This window comes from Burkholderia ambifaria AMMD (assembly GCF_000203915.1).
Classification (GTDB): domain Bacteria; phylum Pseudomonadota; class Gammaproteobacteria; order Burkholderiales; family Burkholderiaceae; genus Burkholderia; species Burkholderia ambifaria.
Genome location: NC_008391.1, coordinates 2,186,670 through 2,200,414 on the forward strand (window position 1 = coordinate 2,186,670; position 13,745 = coordinate 2,200,414).

Below are 13,745 nucleotides of genomic sequence, written 5' to 3' on the forward strand. Positions count from 1 at the left end.
CCGAATGGCGCTGCGTTTGCCTGGCGCGGCGCTTGCCGACGCGGCGGCGGGAAATGCCGGCACGCTCGTGGCCGATGCAGATGCCGACACCGACCCCGACCCCGACCCCGACACCGACACCGACACCGACACCGACACCGACACCGACACCGACACCGACCCGGCCCGGTCAGGTCAGGTCAGGTCAGGTCAGGTCAGCCGGCGAGCATGGCCTTCGATCCATGCCCAGTAGACGTAGGCCGCCGCACAGGCGACCGTCAGGATGCGGCCCGATGCCGACACGTGCGGCCACGTTTTTGCATCCCGGCTGGCGCCAGCGAGCGCGCGCCCCAGCCCGACGTCCCCTTCACATCACCCGTTGCGGAAGATCTCCGCGTACGCGCTCAGCGCCGGCACCCCGCCGAGATGCGCATACAGCACCTTCGACCCCGGCTCGAATTCCCCGCGACGCACCTTGTCGATCATCCCGTGCATCGATTTCCCTTCGTAGACGGGATCGGTCAGCATCCCCTCGAGCCGTGCACACAAGCGAATCGCCTCCAGCGTGCCATCGTTCGGCAATCCGTATTCCGGGCCGGCATAGCGCGTGTCGAGCACGACGTCCGCCTCGGTGATCGGCCGGCCGAGATCGACCAGTTCGGCCGTATGCCGCGCAATGCGCGTGATCTGTTCGTGCGTGCGCTCGGGCGTCGCCGACGCGTCGATGCCGATCACGCGATCCGCGCGTCCGTCGGCCGCGAAGCCGACGACCATCCCCGCCTGAGTGCTGCCCGTCACCGAGCAGACCACGACATAGTCGAACTTGAACCCGAGCTGTGCTTCCTGCTCGCGCACTTCTTCCGCGAAGCCGACGAAGCCGAGACCGCCGAGCGGATGCTCGGAACACCCGGCCGGAATCGGATACGGCTTGCCGCCCGCCTGCCGCACGCTCTCCATCGCTTCTTCCCAGCTGCGGCGAATGCCGATGTCGAAGCCGTCGGCAACGAGCCGCACGTCGGCGCCCATCATGCGCGACAGCTGGATGTTGCCGACGCGGTCGTACACGGGGTCTTCGTAGTTCACCCAGTGTTCCTGCACGAGCACGCACTTCATCCCGAGATGCGCGGCGACGGCCGCGACCTGGCGCGTCTGGTTCGACTGCACGCCGCCGATCGACACGAGCGTATCCGCGCCCTGTGCGAGCGCATCCGGGACGAGGTATTCGAGCTTGCGTGTCTTGTTGCCGCCGAACGCGAGGCCGCTGTTGCAGTCCTCGCGCTTCGCATACAGCTCGACCTTGCCGCCGAGGTGCTGGCTCAGGCGCTTGAGCGGCTGGATCGGCGTCGGGCCGAACGTGAGCGGATAACGGGAGAAACGTTGCAGGTTCATCGGCGGGCTCCGGAAGGCAGTGGACGGGGCGGGAAATCGGATCGTTCGGGCGCGGCCGGCAGGCCGTGTTCCGACGAGAAAAATGATAGGCAGAAGAGCAAGAAATGAGCTTGCGAAATAAATGGCCGTAGCCTACGTTATCGACGATACGGAAACGTCTTAGACAATTTTGATTCGTTGAGCGGGAGAATGGCGCAATGAAATTAGATCGAGGCAGTGCATCGCCGGCCGATGCCGCGCCGGCGCTCGATCGCATCGACCGCGCGATCCTCAGGCAGTTGCAGCAGGACGCGTCGATCTCGAACGTGAGCCTCGCCGCGAAGGTGAAGCTGAGCGCCCCGGCGTGCCTGCGGCGTGTCGAGCGGCTGAAGGAAATGGGGCTGATCCGCGGCATCGTCGCGCTGCTCGATCCGAAGCCGCTCGGTGCCGGGATGCTGGTGGTGATCGGCTTCGTGCTCGATCGTTCGACGCCGGAAGCCTTCGCCGCATTCGAGAAGGCCGCGCAGAAAGTGTCGGGGTGCGTCGAATGCCACGTGGTGACCGGCGAATTCGACTATTTCATGTTGGTGCGCACGCGCGATAACGAGAGCTTCAATCGGTTGCACGCCGAACAGCTGCTGTACCTGCCCGGCGTGCGGCAGGTGCGCTCGTTCATGGTGCTCAAGGAGATCCTGTCGACGCATGCGCTGCCGTTGTAGCTCCGACGGCGCGACTCGCGCTCGCCGTCCCGACGAGCCGGCGTTCGGCCGGGGCCGGGCGCGGATCGACCTGCCAGCGCGGCTGGCGACGACACGATGGCACCTGCCCGACATCGCCCAAAACGGCCGAACGGCAGCGCTTCCGGGCACGATTGCGTCATCACGACGTTGCTTCGAACGATCGCGTATGCTCGTTCCGTCAGCGGCGATGGCGGCTGCCGTAGCCGGATCAATCGTGTAACGACCGAACAACGAGCGAGGGCATGATGGCAAGACAGACGATGGCGGAATACCTGGCGAAGACGCTGGCGGCAGCGGGCGTCGAGCGCATCTGGGGCGTGACGGGCGACAGTCTGAACGGGCTGTCGTTCAGCCTGAGCCAGATGGGCTCGATCCGCTGGATGCATACGCGTCACGAGGAAAGCGCCGCGTTCGCGGCCGGCGCGGATGCGGCATCGACCGGCCGGCTCGCGGTGTGCGCGGGCAGCTGCGGCCCCGGCAACCTGCACCTGATCAACGGCTTGTACGACTGCCACCGCAATCACCAGCCGGTGCTCGCGATCGCCGCGCATATTCCGTCGACCGAGATCGGTCTCGGCTACTTCCAGGAAACCCATCCGCAGGAACTGTTCCGCGAATGCAGCCATTTCGCGGAACTCGTGACCAACGCGTCGCAGTTCCCGCGCGTGCTCGCCCGCGCGATGCGCACGGCGATCGAGGAACGCGGCGTCGCGGTGATCGTGCTGCCGGGCGATATCGCGCTCGGCGACGGCCCGGAAGAAGCGCCCACGTGGAGCGAATCGGCGCCGCCGTCGATCCTGCCGGCTGACGCCGATCTCGACCGGCTCGCGGCGCTGCTCAATGCATCGGACGCGGTCACGCTGCTGTGCGGCAGCGGCACGCAGGGCGCGCACGACGAAGTGGTCGCGCTCGCCGACACGCTCGGCGCGCCGGTCGTGCATGCGCTGCGCGGCAAGCAGTTCGTCGAATGGGACAATCCGTTCGACGTCGGGATGACGGGGCTGATCGGCTTCAGCTCCGGCTATCACGCGATGGAGGCGTGCGACACGTTGCTGATGCTCGGCACGGATTTCCCGTATCGCCCGTTCTATCCGGCGCACGCAAAGGTCGTGCAGATCGACTGGAAGGGCTCGCAGCTCGGCCATCGCGCGCCGCTCGCGCTCGGGCTTGTCGGCACCGTGAAGGAAACGATCGCGGCACTCCTGCCGCGCCTCACGCGCAAGACGCAGCGGCGCTTCCTCGAGAACGCGCTGAAGCACTACGCGGCCGCGCGCAAGGGGCTCGACGATCTCGCGGTGGCCGAGCCGCCGGGCCGCGCGATCCATCCGCAATACCTGACGAAGATCGTCGACGAAGTCGCGGCCGACGACGCGATTTTCACGGCCGACGTCGGCACGCCCACATTGTGGGCCGCGCGCTATCTGACGATGAACGGCAAGCGCCAGCTGCACGGCTCGTTCAATCACGGCTCGATGGCCAACGCGATGCCGCAGGCGCTCGGCGCGCAGGGCGCGCATCCGGGGCGGCAGGTCGTGTCGCTGTCGGGCGACGGCGGGCTGTCGATGCTGCTCGGCGATCTGCTGAGCGCGCGGCAACTCAACCTGCCGATCAAGATCGTCGTCTACAACAACAGCCTGCTCGGCTTCGTGTCGATGGAACTGAAGGCGGCCGGCTATCTCGACACGAACGTCGACCTGAGCCCGACCGACTTCGCGGCGATCGCGAAGGGCGCGGGGATCTTCAGCGTGCGCGTCGAGCATTCGGAGAACGTCGAGCACGCGCTGCGCACCGCGTTCGCGCACGACGGGCCGGCGGTCGTCGACGTCGTCACGTCGAAGTACGAACTCGCGATGCCGCCGAAGATCGAGATTGCGCATGCGAAGGGGTTCAGTCTGTTCATGCTGCGTGCGATCCTGAGCGGTCGCGGCGACGAGATCGTCGAGCTGGCGCGGACGAACCTGCGGTGAGGCGGCGGGGCGGCGCGCATCGTCAATCGGTCAATGTGTCGCTCCCCGTCCATTCGCGCACGGCCTGCACGAACAGTCGCAGCGCGGCCGGCCGATGCCGGATCCGACCCGATGACCGATTGCGGGCGATCGCGGCGTCGTTCATCGCATTCTCGAGAGCGGTGACGGCGGGCAGCACGCACGGCCAGCACGTCGGCGAGCTACCGCGTAGCTTCAGCAGCGCGTCGACCGCTGAGCGGATGTTCGGCGGCGGCATGTCCGCCTCGATGGCGCAATCAGGCACAATCTTCACGTCGCCTTAAGTTTGCGTTTCCTAGAATCGATTGATCGCCGCTTCGCCGCGGCGGACCGGTTTGTCGAGGAGGATGCACGTGAAAATGCCCGGTGTCGTCGTACCCCTGTTTCCAACGCTCATCGGCACGTCGAAGCTGAACGCGCAACCGCGCAAGGTGGGCCGATGATCTGGCCGAACGCGTTGCGCGTCTCGGCATTGTTCGTACGCGAGTGGGTCGGCCGCCCGGCCGCGGTGGGCGCGTTGTGCCCAAGTTCGCGGCATCTGGCGCGCGAGATGGCCGATGTGGTGCCGGATGGCGACGGGCTCGTCGTCGAGCTCGGCGGCGGCACCGGCGCGATCACCGCCGCGCTGCTCGAGCGCGGCGTCGCGCCGCGGCGCCTCGTCGTGGTGGAGCGGTCGCCGGCGTTCGTGCAGCACCTGCGGCGGCGCTTTCCCGGCATCTCGATCGTGTCGGGCGACGCTCGGCAGCTCGAGCGGCTGCTGCCGAGCGACGCGCGCGTCGACGCGATCGTGTCGTGCCTGCCGCTGCGTACGCTGCCGCGCCAGGATGTGACGGCGATCATCAGTCAGTGCCAGCGCGTGCTGGCGGTCGACGGTGTGATGATCCAGTTCACCTACGACCTGCGCTCGCCCGATCGTCATCCGCTCGGCGATCCGGCATTTGTTGCCGATGCCAGTCGGATCGTATGGGCAAATATTCCGCCCGCGCGCATCGTGACGATGCGCCGCGCCGCCATCGGAGAAGTGGCGTGATGCCGGTGTGATGCCGCGCTTCCTTTCATCGACCCTGCAGGCGCTGTCGGATGCGGCTCATGTCGCAGCGTCCGGCATGCGTGCCGCAGGTCGCGACGCGGCCTGCCGAATGAAGCGGTCGAGCGGCGTCGCGTAACCGCGCGCGATGACCGCGCTCAATGCAGCCGACAACACCAGATAGGCGACGAGCAACCCGAGCTTGTCGTCGCCGTGCATGGCGGACGGCGGCCACACCGTGCGCAGCGCGCCGAGCGCGATCAGGTGGAACAGGTACAGCTCGTAGCTGAGCCGGCCGCTCCAGCGCAGCGGCGCGAGCACGCGAGCCTGCGCTTGCTCGCCGTGCGCCTGCGCGCCGATCAGCAGCACGGCGGTGCCGAGCGCCATCGCGGATACGCCGAGCACATGGCTTTGCGCAATCGGCCATGCGAGATAGAGCACGGTCATGACGATCGCCGTCAACCATTGCACCGGCGCGGCCGCGAGCCGCTGCCAGCCCGCGCGCCCGGCCAGCAACGCGGTGCAGCAGCCGATCGCGATGCCGTCGAAGCACGCGAAATACGCATACAGAAATCCGGCTTCGTCGTCCGCATGCGTGAAGCGGTACACGGGGCCGATCGCGGCAATCGCCAGCCAGAACGCGAACAGGCGCGCGTCGCGGCGCAGCGCGATGCACAGCAGCGGAAACGACAGGTAGAACACCTCCTCCACCGACAGCGACCACAGCACGCCGAGCGCATAGTTGACCCATCCGTATGCGCCGATCAGCACGTTCATCCAGAACGTCAGCGACGCGAGATTCACGAGCCAGAACGACACGGCGACACCCTGCGGCGCGTGGTTCGCGAAGATCGGCACGCCGGCTGCCGCCAGTGCGTTGACGAACGCAAGCAGCAGGAGCAGGCACGGGACGATGCGCGCGATCCGCGAGATGTAGAACGTGCGCACGTCTATCGCGCCGAGGCTGCCCCAGCGACGGCGTGCATTCGACGTGATCAGATAGCCGGAGATCACGAAGAACATCGTCACGCCGTAGTTGCCGTTGCGGACCACCGCATGCACGGCATCCCAGCCGAACATGTGCGCGATGGACGTGTCGCGCAGCGAATACGGAATGTTGAAGTGATGCAGCAGGACGAGCAGGATCGACACGCCGCGCAGCATGTCGATCCGCGCATTGCGCGGGCCGGTACTCATCGCGGCTGCAGGGCGAGCGCCTGCGCCGCGGGGAACGCGTCGCGTGAACCGGGGCCGGCGTCGGGTTGTGCGTCGAGCAGCGTGAGGTGCCGGTGTTTCAAGCGAGACTCCATCGGATCAGGGGGCTGAATTCACAGGATGCAAACGACGTCCGGCATCGCGGACGCAGAACATCGAGGCGGTACACAGTGTATCGGCGCAGCGTGGGCGGTGGTCCTGTCAGCGTTGACGGGCACCGGCAGCGCCAGCCCGCATGCCGTTTTTTGCACCGCAACCCCGTTTTTTTGCACGGTATTGATGCGGTGCCTTCTAAACTGGGTTCGTCAGGCCGGGAACACCGATTGCTTGCAGTCGATTCGTCGCCGTTTTATCGGTCGTCGGGCTTCGTCGGCCGGTCGCGGCGGACGTTTGTGCGCCGCGTCGAATGCGGCGCTGCCTTCGCCAAGGAGGATCCATGTACCTCACGGAAGAAGTACACACCGCGCGTCCCGCTAGCCGTCGCGTGCGCGTGGTGACACTGCCGTCGGGCAGACAGCTCGCCCGGCAGTTGCTGGTGACGGTTCGCGCGGCGGACGTGCTGCTGCGCCAGGCGATCCGCTTGCCGGATCGCCATCAATGGTCGGTCGACATCGAACGTGTCGACGCGGCCGGCGGCCCGCTGGCCGCGTGGGATTCGCACGTGACGTTTCGCGTCGCGAAGGTATTCGAGCCGGGCGTCGATGCGAACACGCGCGCCGGCGATCCCGAGCAGGTCGCGGTCGAGATCCGGCTGTTTCTGCCCGAGCAGGCGTATATGGGCGAGCAGCGCGTCGGCATCTTCGGTCGACGCCACGGCAACCGGTTCGGCGCGACGCTATCGGTGACGGCCGGGTCGCAGTGGGGCGGCCGCCGCAACGAATGCGTTCCGCCGGCCACGCGGCACGTGCACGGCGACACGCTCGAGGCGCTCGTCGATACGGTCGCAGCCATCGTCAACGCCGCGTTGCTCGCGGCCGGCCATCCGCAGCCCGGCGGTTCGTGACGGCGCGGGCGGCGCCCGCCCGCTCATACTTCAGGCATCGCCGGCCTGGCCGGTTTGCCGCTGCAGGTCTTCCATCAATTGATCCGCGAGAAAGTCGCATGGCGGGCGCTTCGATTTCGTGCTGCGCGCGAGGATCAGTTCGAGCGGCGGCAGGTCGGGCAACCCGTGCGAGCGGCCGAGCATCGACAGTTGCGCGGGAATCGCGCAGCGCGCGAGCGGCGCGACCGCAAGGCCTGCCTCGACCATGCTGAGCAACCCGAGCAGGCTCGGGCTTTCATAGGAAGTGCGGAACGGCAGCTTCGCGCGTTCGAGGCTGCGGATCGCGTTCTCGCGCGCGACGCTGCCCGGCATGAACACCGCGATCGGCAGCGGCCGTTCTTCCCATACGCGCGGCCCGTTCGTCATCGCGGCCCACGCCATCGGCTCGTGGCGGATGAAGTCGCCGGACAGCCCCTTGATGCGCGTGCCGCATACGAGATCGACGGTGCCTTCCTTCAAGAGCGGCGCGAGTGCGCTGCTCGGCAGCCCGATCACCTGGATCTCGACCTTCGGATAGGTGGCCGAGAACTTCTTCAGCACCGACGGCAGCAGCGACGACGCATAGTCGTCCGGCACTCCGATCACCACCTTACCGGTCACTTCGGGCCGCACTACGGCCGCCCACGCCTCGTCGCGCAGCGCCAGCATTCGTCTGGCGAATCCCAGCAAGACCTCGCCTTCGCGCGTCAGCACGATGCTGCGCGGCTTGCGCATGAACAGCGGCCGGCCGATCGCGTCCTCGAGGCTCTTGATCTGCATGCTCACAGCCGACTGCGAGCGGTTCACCGCTTCGGCGGCGCGGGTCATGTTGCCGGTTTCCGCGACGGCGACGACGGTGGCCAGCACGTCGTGATCGAGCATCTTCATCGGTATCAGGAAAACTGAACGTAACGATCAGCATTATGCGTTTTTATTGTCGCTATGTGTCTGCCATAGTGGAATCGAGCCCGCCGTATCGTTCGATGTGGTGTGGCAATCAAGCCGGCGTGCCGGCGTGCGGCGTTGAACAGGGAAGAGTGGTGTACCGATGATGGATCATCCGTTGCGCGCCGCACTGGCCGCCGAATTGCATGCCCGGCCATTCCTGCGGCTCGCCGAGGCCGTGTCGCTCACGCATTACGCGATCTACACCGACGGCCAGCCCGACATCCACGAAACGCTGCTGCACGCGCTGTGCCGCGACACCGGCATCGCCGTGCCGCAAGACGGCGCGACCCACTACGCGGTGCAGTCGCCGTGCGGCTGGCATCTGAAGTGGGAGCGCCACACCGAATTCTCGACCTTCACGTTCGTCGCGCCGCGTCGCGACACCGGCTATTTCGACGATCTCGCGATCGAAGGGATCCCGGCCGCATGGTTCGCGCGGCTCGCGGGCATCCGCTTCGTCGCGGTGCGCATGGAGTTGCTGTCGGGCGATGCCGCGCGGCTCGTGTGCGGCGACCTGCGCCGCTGGATCGACGGGCCCGCGCTCGTCGGCAGCAACGTGCTCGGCGGCGGCAAGGTGTTCTGCGACTGGCATGTGCGCGACGACGGCTTCATGCGCTTTCTCGTCGTCGACGAGGATTTCCGCGAAGAGCAGGGCGGGCGGCTGCTGCAGCGTCTGTATGAAATCGAGACGTACCGGATGATGGCGCTGCTCGCGTTGCCGGTCGCGCGGCGGATGAGCCGTGAACTCGACGAGATTCACGCGGCGCTGCATGCACTGATGCAGCGGATGGACGCGAGCGGCGCCGACGGCGACGACGCGGCCCTGCTCGTGAAGCTCACGCATCTGGCGGTGCGGGTCGAAGCGCTGTCGGGGTCCGGCGGCCGCTTCAGCGCGTCGCGTGCGTACGAAAAGCTCGTGCTGGCCCGCATCCAAGAATTGCGCGAAGAGCGCATCGAAGGGATGCCGACGATCGCGGAATTCATGGAGCGGCGCTTCGCGCCGGCGATGGAAACTTGCCGCAGCGTGTGGGCGCGTCATGAGCAGATCGCCGCGCGGATTGCGCGAGCGGTCGACCTGCTGCGCACGCGCGTGAATCTTGCGCAGGAAAAGGACGTGACGCGGCTGCTGGTCGGCATGGAGCGCACCGCGCGCAATCAGTTGCATCTGCAGCACGCCGTCGAAGGGCTGTCGGTGGCAGCCATTTCGTACTACGTGCTGTCGCTTGCGACCGCGGCGTTCAAGGCGCTGCACGTGATGAACCTGCCGGTCGATCCCGAACTGGCGGAAGGCCTGCTGATCGCGCCGGTCGTGTTCGCGGTGATTCACATCACGCGACGCACGCGCGCGCAGCTCGCGCGGTCGGAGGCCGCGCATGACGGTGCGCCCGTGCCGACGGTGCATGCGGCGGCGTTGAAGCAGGCGAATTAGAACATCAATGACATATCAAAAGGAGTGGAGATGACTTTTACGCAAACGCAAGCTCAGTTTTTCACTGGCCTCGATGCATTCGACGAGCCGATGTGGGACGAATCCGGCGCGCCGGAGGAAGTGCACGTGACGTCGTATCAGGCCGTGCTGCAGGAGCCGATGACGTCGCTTGTGGGCGGTACGATGGATCGGCCGGATGTCGCGGCGGTGGCGATTCTTGGGTATAACTGACGCGGTGTTGGGCGTGGTCTTGATGCGGGCAAGCTGACGGCTGCGTTAGTTTGCCGCGTTCGGGCGGGCGAATGGGATGTGCGGATCGGTCGGATAATCGACCCACTGTGCTTCGATTTTTCGACCAGGGAGGAAGTGGAATTCAATATATCCCTGGGATTTGTTCGGCAAGGACGGCACCGGAATGTTCGTTTCGTACACGTCGGACGGTAAGTTGTTCTTGTACTGATCCTGAGTCAACTCGTACTCGATCTTGATGTGCCAGATCTTTTTGCCGCGTGGTATGTCCATGCAGCATACGGATTTTCCACCGCCCCCGGGTTTGTGGGCGGTAGAACCACCTGCTCCAAACCCGTCGATCGTGAAACTGTAGATGCTTCTGTCGGTATAGTTGTAACCGATGACATGGTATGGCCCGTAGCTCGCTGTTTGTGCATGCAGCCACCACGCACCACCGAGCAGCAGCGCGGCGATCGCGAGCGGGCGGCGAATGAGACGGCGAAGGAAATTCAGCATGTCGTTGTGCCTGTCATTCAGTTCGTCGTGGACAAAGCCTTATTCGTTGTATTCATGTTGCGCGGATCGGTCGGATAGTCGACCCATTTGGCTTCGATCTTGCGGTCGGGCAGGAAATGGAATTCGATGTATCCGTCGTGCCTATTGGGTAACGACGGGACAGGGATGTCAGTTTCGTATACATCGTTCGGCAAATCTTTTTTGTACTGCTCCTGAGTCAGTTCGTAGACGATCTTGATATGCCATGTCTTTCTGTTTCGCGGCACGCTCATGCAACATACCGTTCCTCCACCTCCGCCGGATTCATGTGCGTTGGAACCTCCGGCTCCAAAGCCATCGATCGTAAAAAGCGCAATGCTTCGATGCGTGTAGTTGTAGCCGGTCACGCGATAAGGGCCGTAGCTGGCGGTCCGCGCGTGTACCCACCATGCCCCGCCAAGCAGTAGCACAGTGACGACGATCGGTTCGCGAACGATACGGCGCATCACGCTCAACATGCCCATGATTCCATCGATCGATCCATCAAATCCGTCAGTCTAGCGGGTGTCCGGAACATGCGCGTCGATTCGGCGAGCAACCCATGCGAGACAATTTTCCTGTCGGGAAGAAAGTGGAACGCGACCTATCCGCAATGCTTGCCCGGCAGTGTGGGTATCGGAATATCTGTCTCGTAAACTTCATTCGGTCGATTTCTTTGAGCCTCTTCGCGAGTCAGGTCGTACACGATCCCGATGTGCCAGGTATCTTTCCCGGCGGTACCTCGGGACAGCATACGATGTCGCTGCCGCCTTGTGACTCGTTTGCATACGCGCCTCCGGCTCCGAAATCATCGATCTGATTGACGTAGGCCCCGCGGACGTCGCAAGCGCCGCTCGGGGCCGGACGCATACGCGTGATCAGCGCACCCGCAAGCCCGGCTCGCGGCGCGCAAACACCCGACGCGCTATAGTCGTGCGACACCGGCTGCGGACGCTCCGCACATCCGGCCGTCCATTCACGCACGCCTTCATTCCATGACCGCGCATCCCGCTGTTTCCCTTCAGCTGACCGACACCGAGCAGCCGGCCGCCCGTGACTTCATCAGCCGCAAGCTCGGCGAATTCAATCACGCGGTGACCGGCCGCGCCGACACGACGGCGCTCGACGTCTACGTGACCGATCCCGCGACCGGCGAGGTATTGGGCGGCCTCACCGGCCGGACGTCGCTCGGCCTGTTCTTCATCGATCTCTTCTACCTGCCGGAATCGCTGCGCGGCGGCGGCTTCGGCAGCCGCCTGCTGCGCGAGGCCGAAGCGGAGGCGAAGCGGCGCGGTTGCGCGCGTGCAGTGCTTTACACGATCACCTTCCAGGCGCCGGATTTCTACCTGAAGCACGGCTACGAGGTATTCGGCGAAGTGCCGTGCGAGCCGGAGGGCGCGGCGCGCGTGTTCATGGTCAAGACGCTTTGAGCGATATCGCCCGAGTCACCGCCCCGGCGTCGCGCGCTCGACGATCATGTCGTACAGCGCCTGCGCCGCGGGCGACAACTGCGCGGCTTTGCGCTTGACCAGCACGAGCGTGCGCGACACCGACGGTTCGACGAGCTCGATCGTGCGGATCATCGGATACGCGTTCTTCTGGACCGCGAGCTTCGGCACCACGGCCGCGCCGAGACCTTCCGCGACAAGCCCGAGCGCGGTCGAACTGCGCTGCACCTCGTAGAACGAATGCAGCGACACGCCGCTCGTCTTCAGCGCACCGTCGAGCAGCCCGCGATTGCCGCTCACTTCGCCCGCGAAGATCAGCGGATGCGGCTGCAGCGCCGCCCAGCGGATCCGCCGCCGCTTCGCGAGCGGATGATCGTCGCGGCAGACGAGCACGTACGGATCATGCGTGAGCGGCACGCTGACAAGTTCGGGATGCTGATCGCCGGCGATGCTGATCCCGAATTCCGCTTCACGCCGCAGCACGGCTTGCAGCACCGACGCCGATGCATGATCGAGAATCTTCACGCGATCGTGCGGCCGGTGCCCGGAGAACGCGCGCAGAATGCGGGGGAGATACTGCACGCCGACGGTGGGCACGCACGCGATCGTCACGTCGCCGCGCTGGCTCAGGCCCGTTTCGCGGATTTCGGTCAGCGCATCCGACAGTTCGTTCAGCAGGCGGCGCGCCTGCGGCAGGAAACGTCGGCCGATTTCGGTGAGGGTGGTGCGGCGCGTCGTGCGCTCGACCAGCGCGACACCGAGAAACGACTCGAGCTTGCGCAGCCGTTGCGTGATCGCCGTTTGCGTGACGTGCAGCGTGTCGGCGGCCTGCCTGAAGCTGCCGCCATCGGCGATCGCGACGAAAGCCTGGACACCAAGCGTATCGATTTTCATCAGAAATATGAATCAATGGCGATATTGAATTCATTTTACTGACGAACGCCGAAATCGCAGAATGTGTTGCATCGACGGCTGTCGATATCCCGACGCCGTCCACGCCGACCAGGAGGCCTACCGTGACGACCCCACCCGATCAATACGCGAAACAGTACGTGCGATTCGAAGACGAACGCACGCGGCCTGTCCGCGACCTGCTGGCCGCGGTGCCCGATACGCCGATCCGTACCGCGATCGACATCGGCTGCGGGCCCGGCAATTCGACCGAGGCGCTGATCGCGCGTGCGCCCGATGCGACGGTACGCGGCATCGACGCGTCGCCGGACATGATCGCGGCCGCGCGCGAGCGCTTGCCCGCGCTGCGTTTCGATCTGGCGGATGTTTCGACCTGGAGCGATCCGGGCGGCTATGACCTGATCCTGTCGAACGCGGTGCTCCAGTGGGTGCCCGCGCACGACACGCTGTTTCCGTCACTCGTCGGCTGGCTCGCGCCGGGCGGCCATCTCGCGGTGCAGATGCCCGACAATCTCGACGAACCCGCGCACCGGCTGATGCGCGAAGTCGCCGCGGCCGGGCCGTGGGCGGACAAGCTGAAAGACGCCGCGCGCACCGAGCGGTTCGATGCACGGTACTACTACGCGTTGCTGTCGCCGATGTGTTCGCGAGTCGATGTATGGCGCACGACTTACTACCATCCGCTGAGCGGCGGCGCCGATGCGGTCGTCGAATGGTTCAAGGGCAGCGCGCTGCGGCCGTTCCTCGCGGCGCTGGACGACGACAGCGAACGCGACGCGTTCATCGCGCGCTATCGCGATGCGCTCGCGGGACCGGACGGCTATCCGGTGCTCGACGACGGCACCGTGCTGCTGCCGTTCCCGCGACTGTTCATCGTCGCGACGCGGAAGTAATGCAACAGCAAGACT

Annotated in this window: 16 protein-coding genes; 9 read left to right on the forward strand and 7 right to left on the reverse strand. The window is 65.6% G+C overall.

Translation table 11 applies throughout. The features are described from left to right. The first annotated feature begins 4 nt into the window (after positions 1-4). The gene (locus BAMB_RS25765) at positions 5-232 is read left to right on the forward strand and encodes a hypothetical protein (RefSeq protein WP_011660084.1); all 228 of its coding nucleotides are present in this window, start codon (positions 5-7) and stop codon (positions 230-232) included. 119 nt (positions 233-351) lie between these two features. On the opposite strand, the gene BAMB_RS25770 is transcribed toward BAMB_RS25765, so the two are convergent. After that, a complete protein-coding gene (locus BAMB_RS25770; RefSeq protein WP_011660085.1) occupies positions 352-1,368 on the reverse strand; it encodes a 1-aminocyclopropane-1-carboxylate deaminase in 1,017 nt (338 codons plus the stop codon). Positions 1,369-1,565: 197 nt separating this feature from the next. On the opposite strand from BAMB_RS25770, the gene BAMB_RS25775 reads away from it, so the two are divergent. Together BAMB_RS25775 and poxB are read left to right on the forward strand one after the other, a co-directional pair. Then, positions 1,566-2,066 (forward strand): Lrp/AsnC family transcriptional regulator, encoded by a 501-nt coding sequence (locus BAMB_RS25775; RefSeq protein WP_011660086.1) that lies wholly within the window; start codon positions 1,566-1,568, stop codon positions 2,064-2,066. 266 nt (positions 2,067-2,332) lie between these two features. Then, positions 2,333-4,054, forward strand: coding sequence for a ubiquinone-dependent pyruvate dehydrogenase (poxB, locus tag BAMB_RS25780; protein WP_011660087.1), 1,722 nt, complete (start codon positions 2,333-2,335; stop codon positions 4,052-4,054). 22 nt (positions 4,055-4,076) lie between these two features. Here the strand turns inward: poxB and BAMB_RS25785 are convergent, their stop codons facing one another. Next, the gene (locus BAMB_RS25785) at positions 4,077-4,310 is read right to left on the reverse strand and encodes a hypothetical protein (RefSeq protein WP_127456229.1); all 234 of its coding nucleotides are present in this window, start codon (positions 4,308-4,310) and stop codon (positions 4,077-4,079) included. A gap of 201 nt (positions 4,311-4,511) precedes the next feature. On the opposite strand from BAMB_RS25785, the gene BAMB_RS25790 reads away from it, so the two are divergent. Further along, positions 4,512-5,102: a class I SAM-dependent methyltransferase gene (locus BAMB_RS25790; RefSeq protein ID WP_011660089.1), complete on the forward strand. Its 591-nt coding sequence runs from the start codon at positions 4,512-4,514 to the stop codon at positions 5,100-5,102. A 57-nt stretch (positions 5,103-5,159) separates the two neighbouring features. Here BAMB_RS25790 and BAMB_RS25795 read toward each other — a convergent pair whose 3' ends face one another. Continuing rightward, on the reverse strand, positions 5,160-6,296 hold the full coding sequence (locus tag BAMB_RS25795) for an acyltransferase family protein (protein ID WP_011660090.1): 1,137 nt from the start codon (positions 6,294-6,296) through the stop codon (positions 5,160-5,162). A gap of 454 nt (positions 6,297-6,750) precedes the next feature. Between BAMB_RS25795 and BAMB_RS25800 the strand changes: the two genes are divergently transcribed. Continuing rightward, entirely contained in the window at positions 6,751-7,317 is a 567-nt protein-coding gene (locus BAMB_RS25800) for a hypothetical protein (protein ID WP_011660091.1), read from the forward strand. 30 nt (positions 7,318-7,347) lie between these two features. On the opposite strand, the gene BAMB_RS25805 is transcribed toward BAMB_RS25800, so the two are convergent. Then, the gene (locus BAMB_RS25805; RefSeq protein WP_011660092.1) at positions 7,348-8,223 is read right to left on the reverse strand and encodes a LysR family transcriptional regulator; all 876 of its coding nucleotides are present in this window, start codon (positions 8,221-8,223) and stop codon (positions 7,348-7,350) included. 160 nt (positions 8,224-8,383) lie between these two features. Between BAMB_RS25805 and BAMB_RS25810 the strand changes: the two genes are divergently transcribed. Then, positions 8,384-9,712: a DUF3422 family protein gene (locus tag BAMB_RS25810; protein ID WP_041491576.1), complete on the forward strand. Its 1,329-nt coding sequence runs from the start codon at positions 8,384-8,386 to the stop codon at positions 9,710-9,712. 30 nt (positions 9,713-9,742) lie between these two features. Beyond that, on the forward strand, positions 9,743-9,943 hold the full coding sequence (locus BAMB_RS25815) for a hypothetical protein (protein ID WP_011660094.1): 201 nt from the start codon (positions 9,743-9,745) through the stop codon (positions 9,941-9,943). A gap of 45 nt (positions 9,944-9,988) precedes the next feature. Here the strand turns inward: BAMB_RS25815 and BAMB_RS25820 are convergent, their stop codons facing one another. Both BAMB_RS25820 and BAMB_RS25825 read right to left on the reverse strand, forming a co-directional pair. Further along, positions 9,989-10,459 (reverse strand): DUF3304 domain-containing protein, encoded by a 471-nt coding sequence (locus tag BAMB_RS25820; protein ID WP_011660095.1) that lies wholly within the window; start codon positions 10,457-10,459, stop codon positions 9,989-9,991. A 17-nt stretch (positions 10,460-10,476) separates the two neighbouring features. Continuing rightward, entirely contained in the window at positions 10,477-10,962 is a 486-nt protein-coding gene (locus BAMB_RS25825) for a DUF3304 domain-containing protein (protein ID WP_011660096.1), read from the reverse strand. A gap of 510 nt (positions 10,963-11,472) precedes the next feature. Between BAMB_RS25825 and BAMB_RS25830 the strand changes: the two genes are divergently transcribed. Continuing rightward, positions 11,473-11,907: a GNAT family N-acetyltransferase gene (locus BAMB_RS25830; RefSeq protein WP_011660097.1), complete on the forward strand. Its 435-nt coding sequence runs from the start codon at positions 11,473-11,475 to the stop codon at positions 11,905-11,907. Positions 11,908-11,922: 15 nt separating this feature from the next. Here BAMB_RS25830 and BAMB_RS25835 read toward each other — a convergent pair whose 3' ends face one another. After that, complete coding sequence (locus BAMB_RS25835) at positions 11,923-12,819, reverse strand: LysR family transcriptional regulator (RefSeq protein ID WP_006749418.1); 897 nt, start codon at positions 12,817-12,819, stop codon at positions 11,923-11,925. Between the two features lie 122 nt (positions 12,820-12,941). Here BAMB_RS25835 and tam point away from each other — a divergent pair, with 122 nt between their 5' ends. Beyond that, on the forward strand, positions 12,942-13,730 hold the full coding sequence (gene tam / locus BAMB_RS25840) for a trans-aconitate 2-methyltransferase (protein WP_011660098.1): 789 nt from the start codon (positions 12,942-12,944) through the stop codon (positions 13,728-13,730). The last annotated feature ends 15 nt before the right edge of the window (positions 13,731-13,745 follow it).

Coding starts and splice junctions, on each gene's coding strand:
- BAMB_RS25835 (WP_006749418.1), bottom strand. CDS start 12,819: ATGAAAATCGATACGCTTGGTGTCCAGGCTTTCGTCGCGATCGCCGAT.
- BAMB_RS25790 (WP_011660089.1), top strand. CDS start 4,512: ATGATCTGGCCGAACGCGTTGCGCGTCTCGGCATTGTTCGTACGCGAG.
- BAMB_RS25830 (WP_011660097.1), top strand. CDS start 11,473: ATGACCGCGCATCCCGCTGTTTCCCTTCAGCTGACCGACACCGAGCAG.
- BAMB_RS25800 (WP_011660091.1), top strand. CDS start 6,751: ATGTACCTCACGGAAGAAGTACACACCGCGCGTCCCGCTAGCCGTCGC.
- BAMB_RS25810 (WP_041491576.1), top strand. CDS start 8,384: ATGATGGATCATCCGTTGCGCGCCGCACTGGCCGCCGAATTGCATGCC.
- BAMB_RS25820 (WP_011660095.1), bottom strand. CDS start 10,459: ATGCTGAATTTCCTTCGCCGTCTCATTCGCCGCCCGCTCGCGATCGCC.
- BAMB_RS25795 (WP_011660090.1), bottom strand. CDS start 6,296: ATGAGTACCGGCCCGCGCAATGCGCGGATCGACATGCTGCGCGGCGTG.
- BAMB_RS25815 (WP_011660094.1), top strand. CDS start 9,743: ATGACTTTTACGCAAACGCAAGCTCAGTTTTTCACTGGCCTCGATGCA.
- BAMB_RS25775 (WP_011660086.1), top strand. CDS start 1,566: ATGAAATTAGATCGAGGCAGTGCATCGCCGGCCGATGCCGCGCCGGCG.
- BAMB_RS25805 (WP_011660092.1), bottom strand. CDS start 8,223: ATGAAGATGCTCGATCACGACGTGCTGGCCACCGTCGTCGCCGTCGCG.
- BAMB_RS25825 (WP_011660096.1), bottom strand. CDS start 10,962: ATGGGCATGTTGAGCGTGATGCGCCGTATCGTTCGCGAACCGATCGTC.
- BAMB_RS25785 (WP_127456229.1), bottom strand. CDS start 4,310: ATGCCGCCGCCGAACATCCGCTCAGCGGTCGACGCGCTGCTGAAGCTA.
- BAMB_RS25770 (WP_011660085.1), bottom strand. CDS start 1,368: ATGAACCTGCAACGTTTCTCCCGTTATCCGCTCACGTTCGGCCCGACG.
- BAMB_RS25765 (WP_011660084.1), top strand. CDS start 5: ATGGCGCTGCGTTTGCCTGGCGCGGCGCTTGCCGACGCGGCGGCGGGA.
- poxB (WP_011660087.1), top strand. CDS start 2,333: ATGGCAAGACAGACGATGGCGGAATACCTGGCGAAGACGCTGGCGGCA.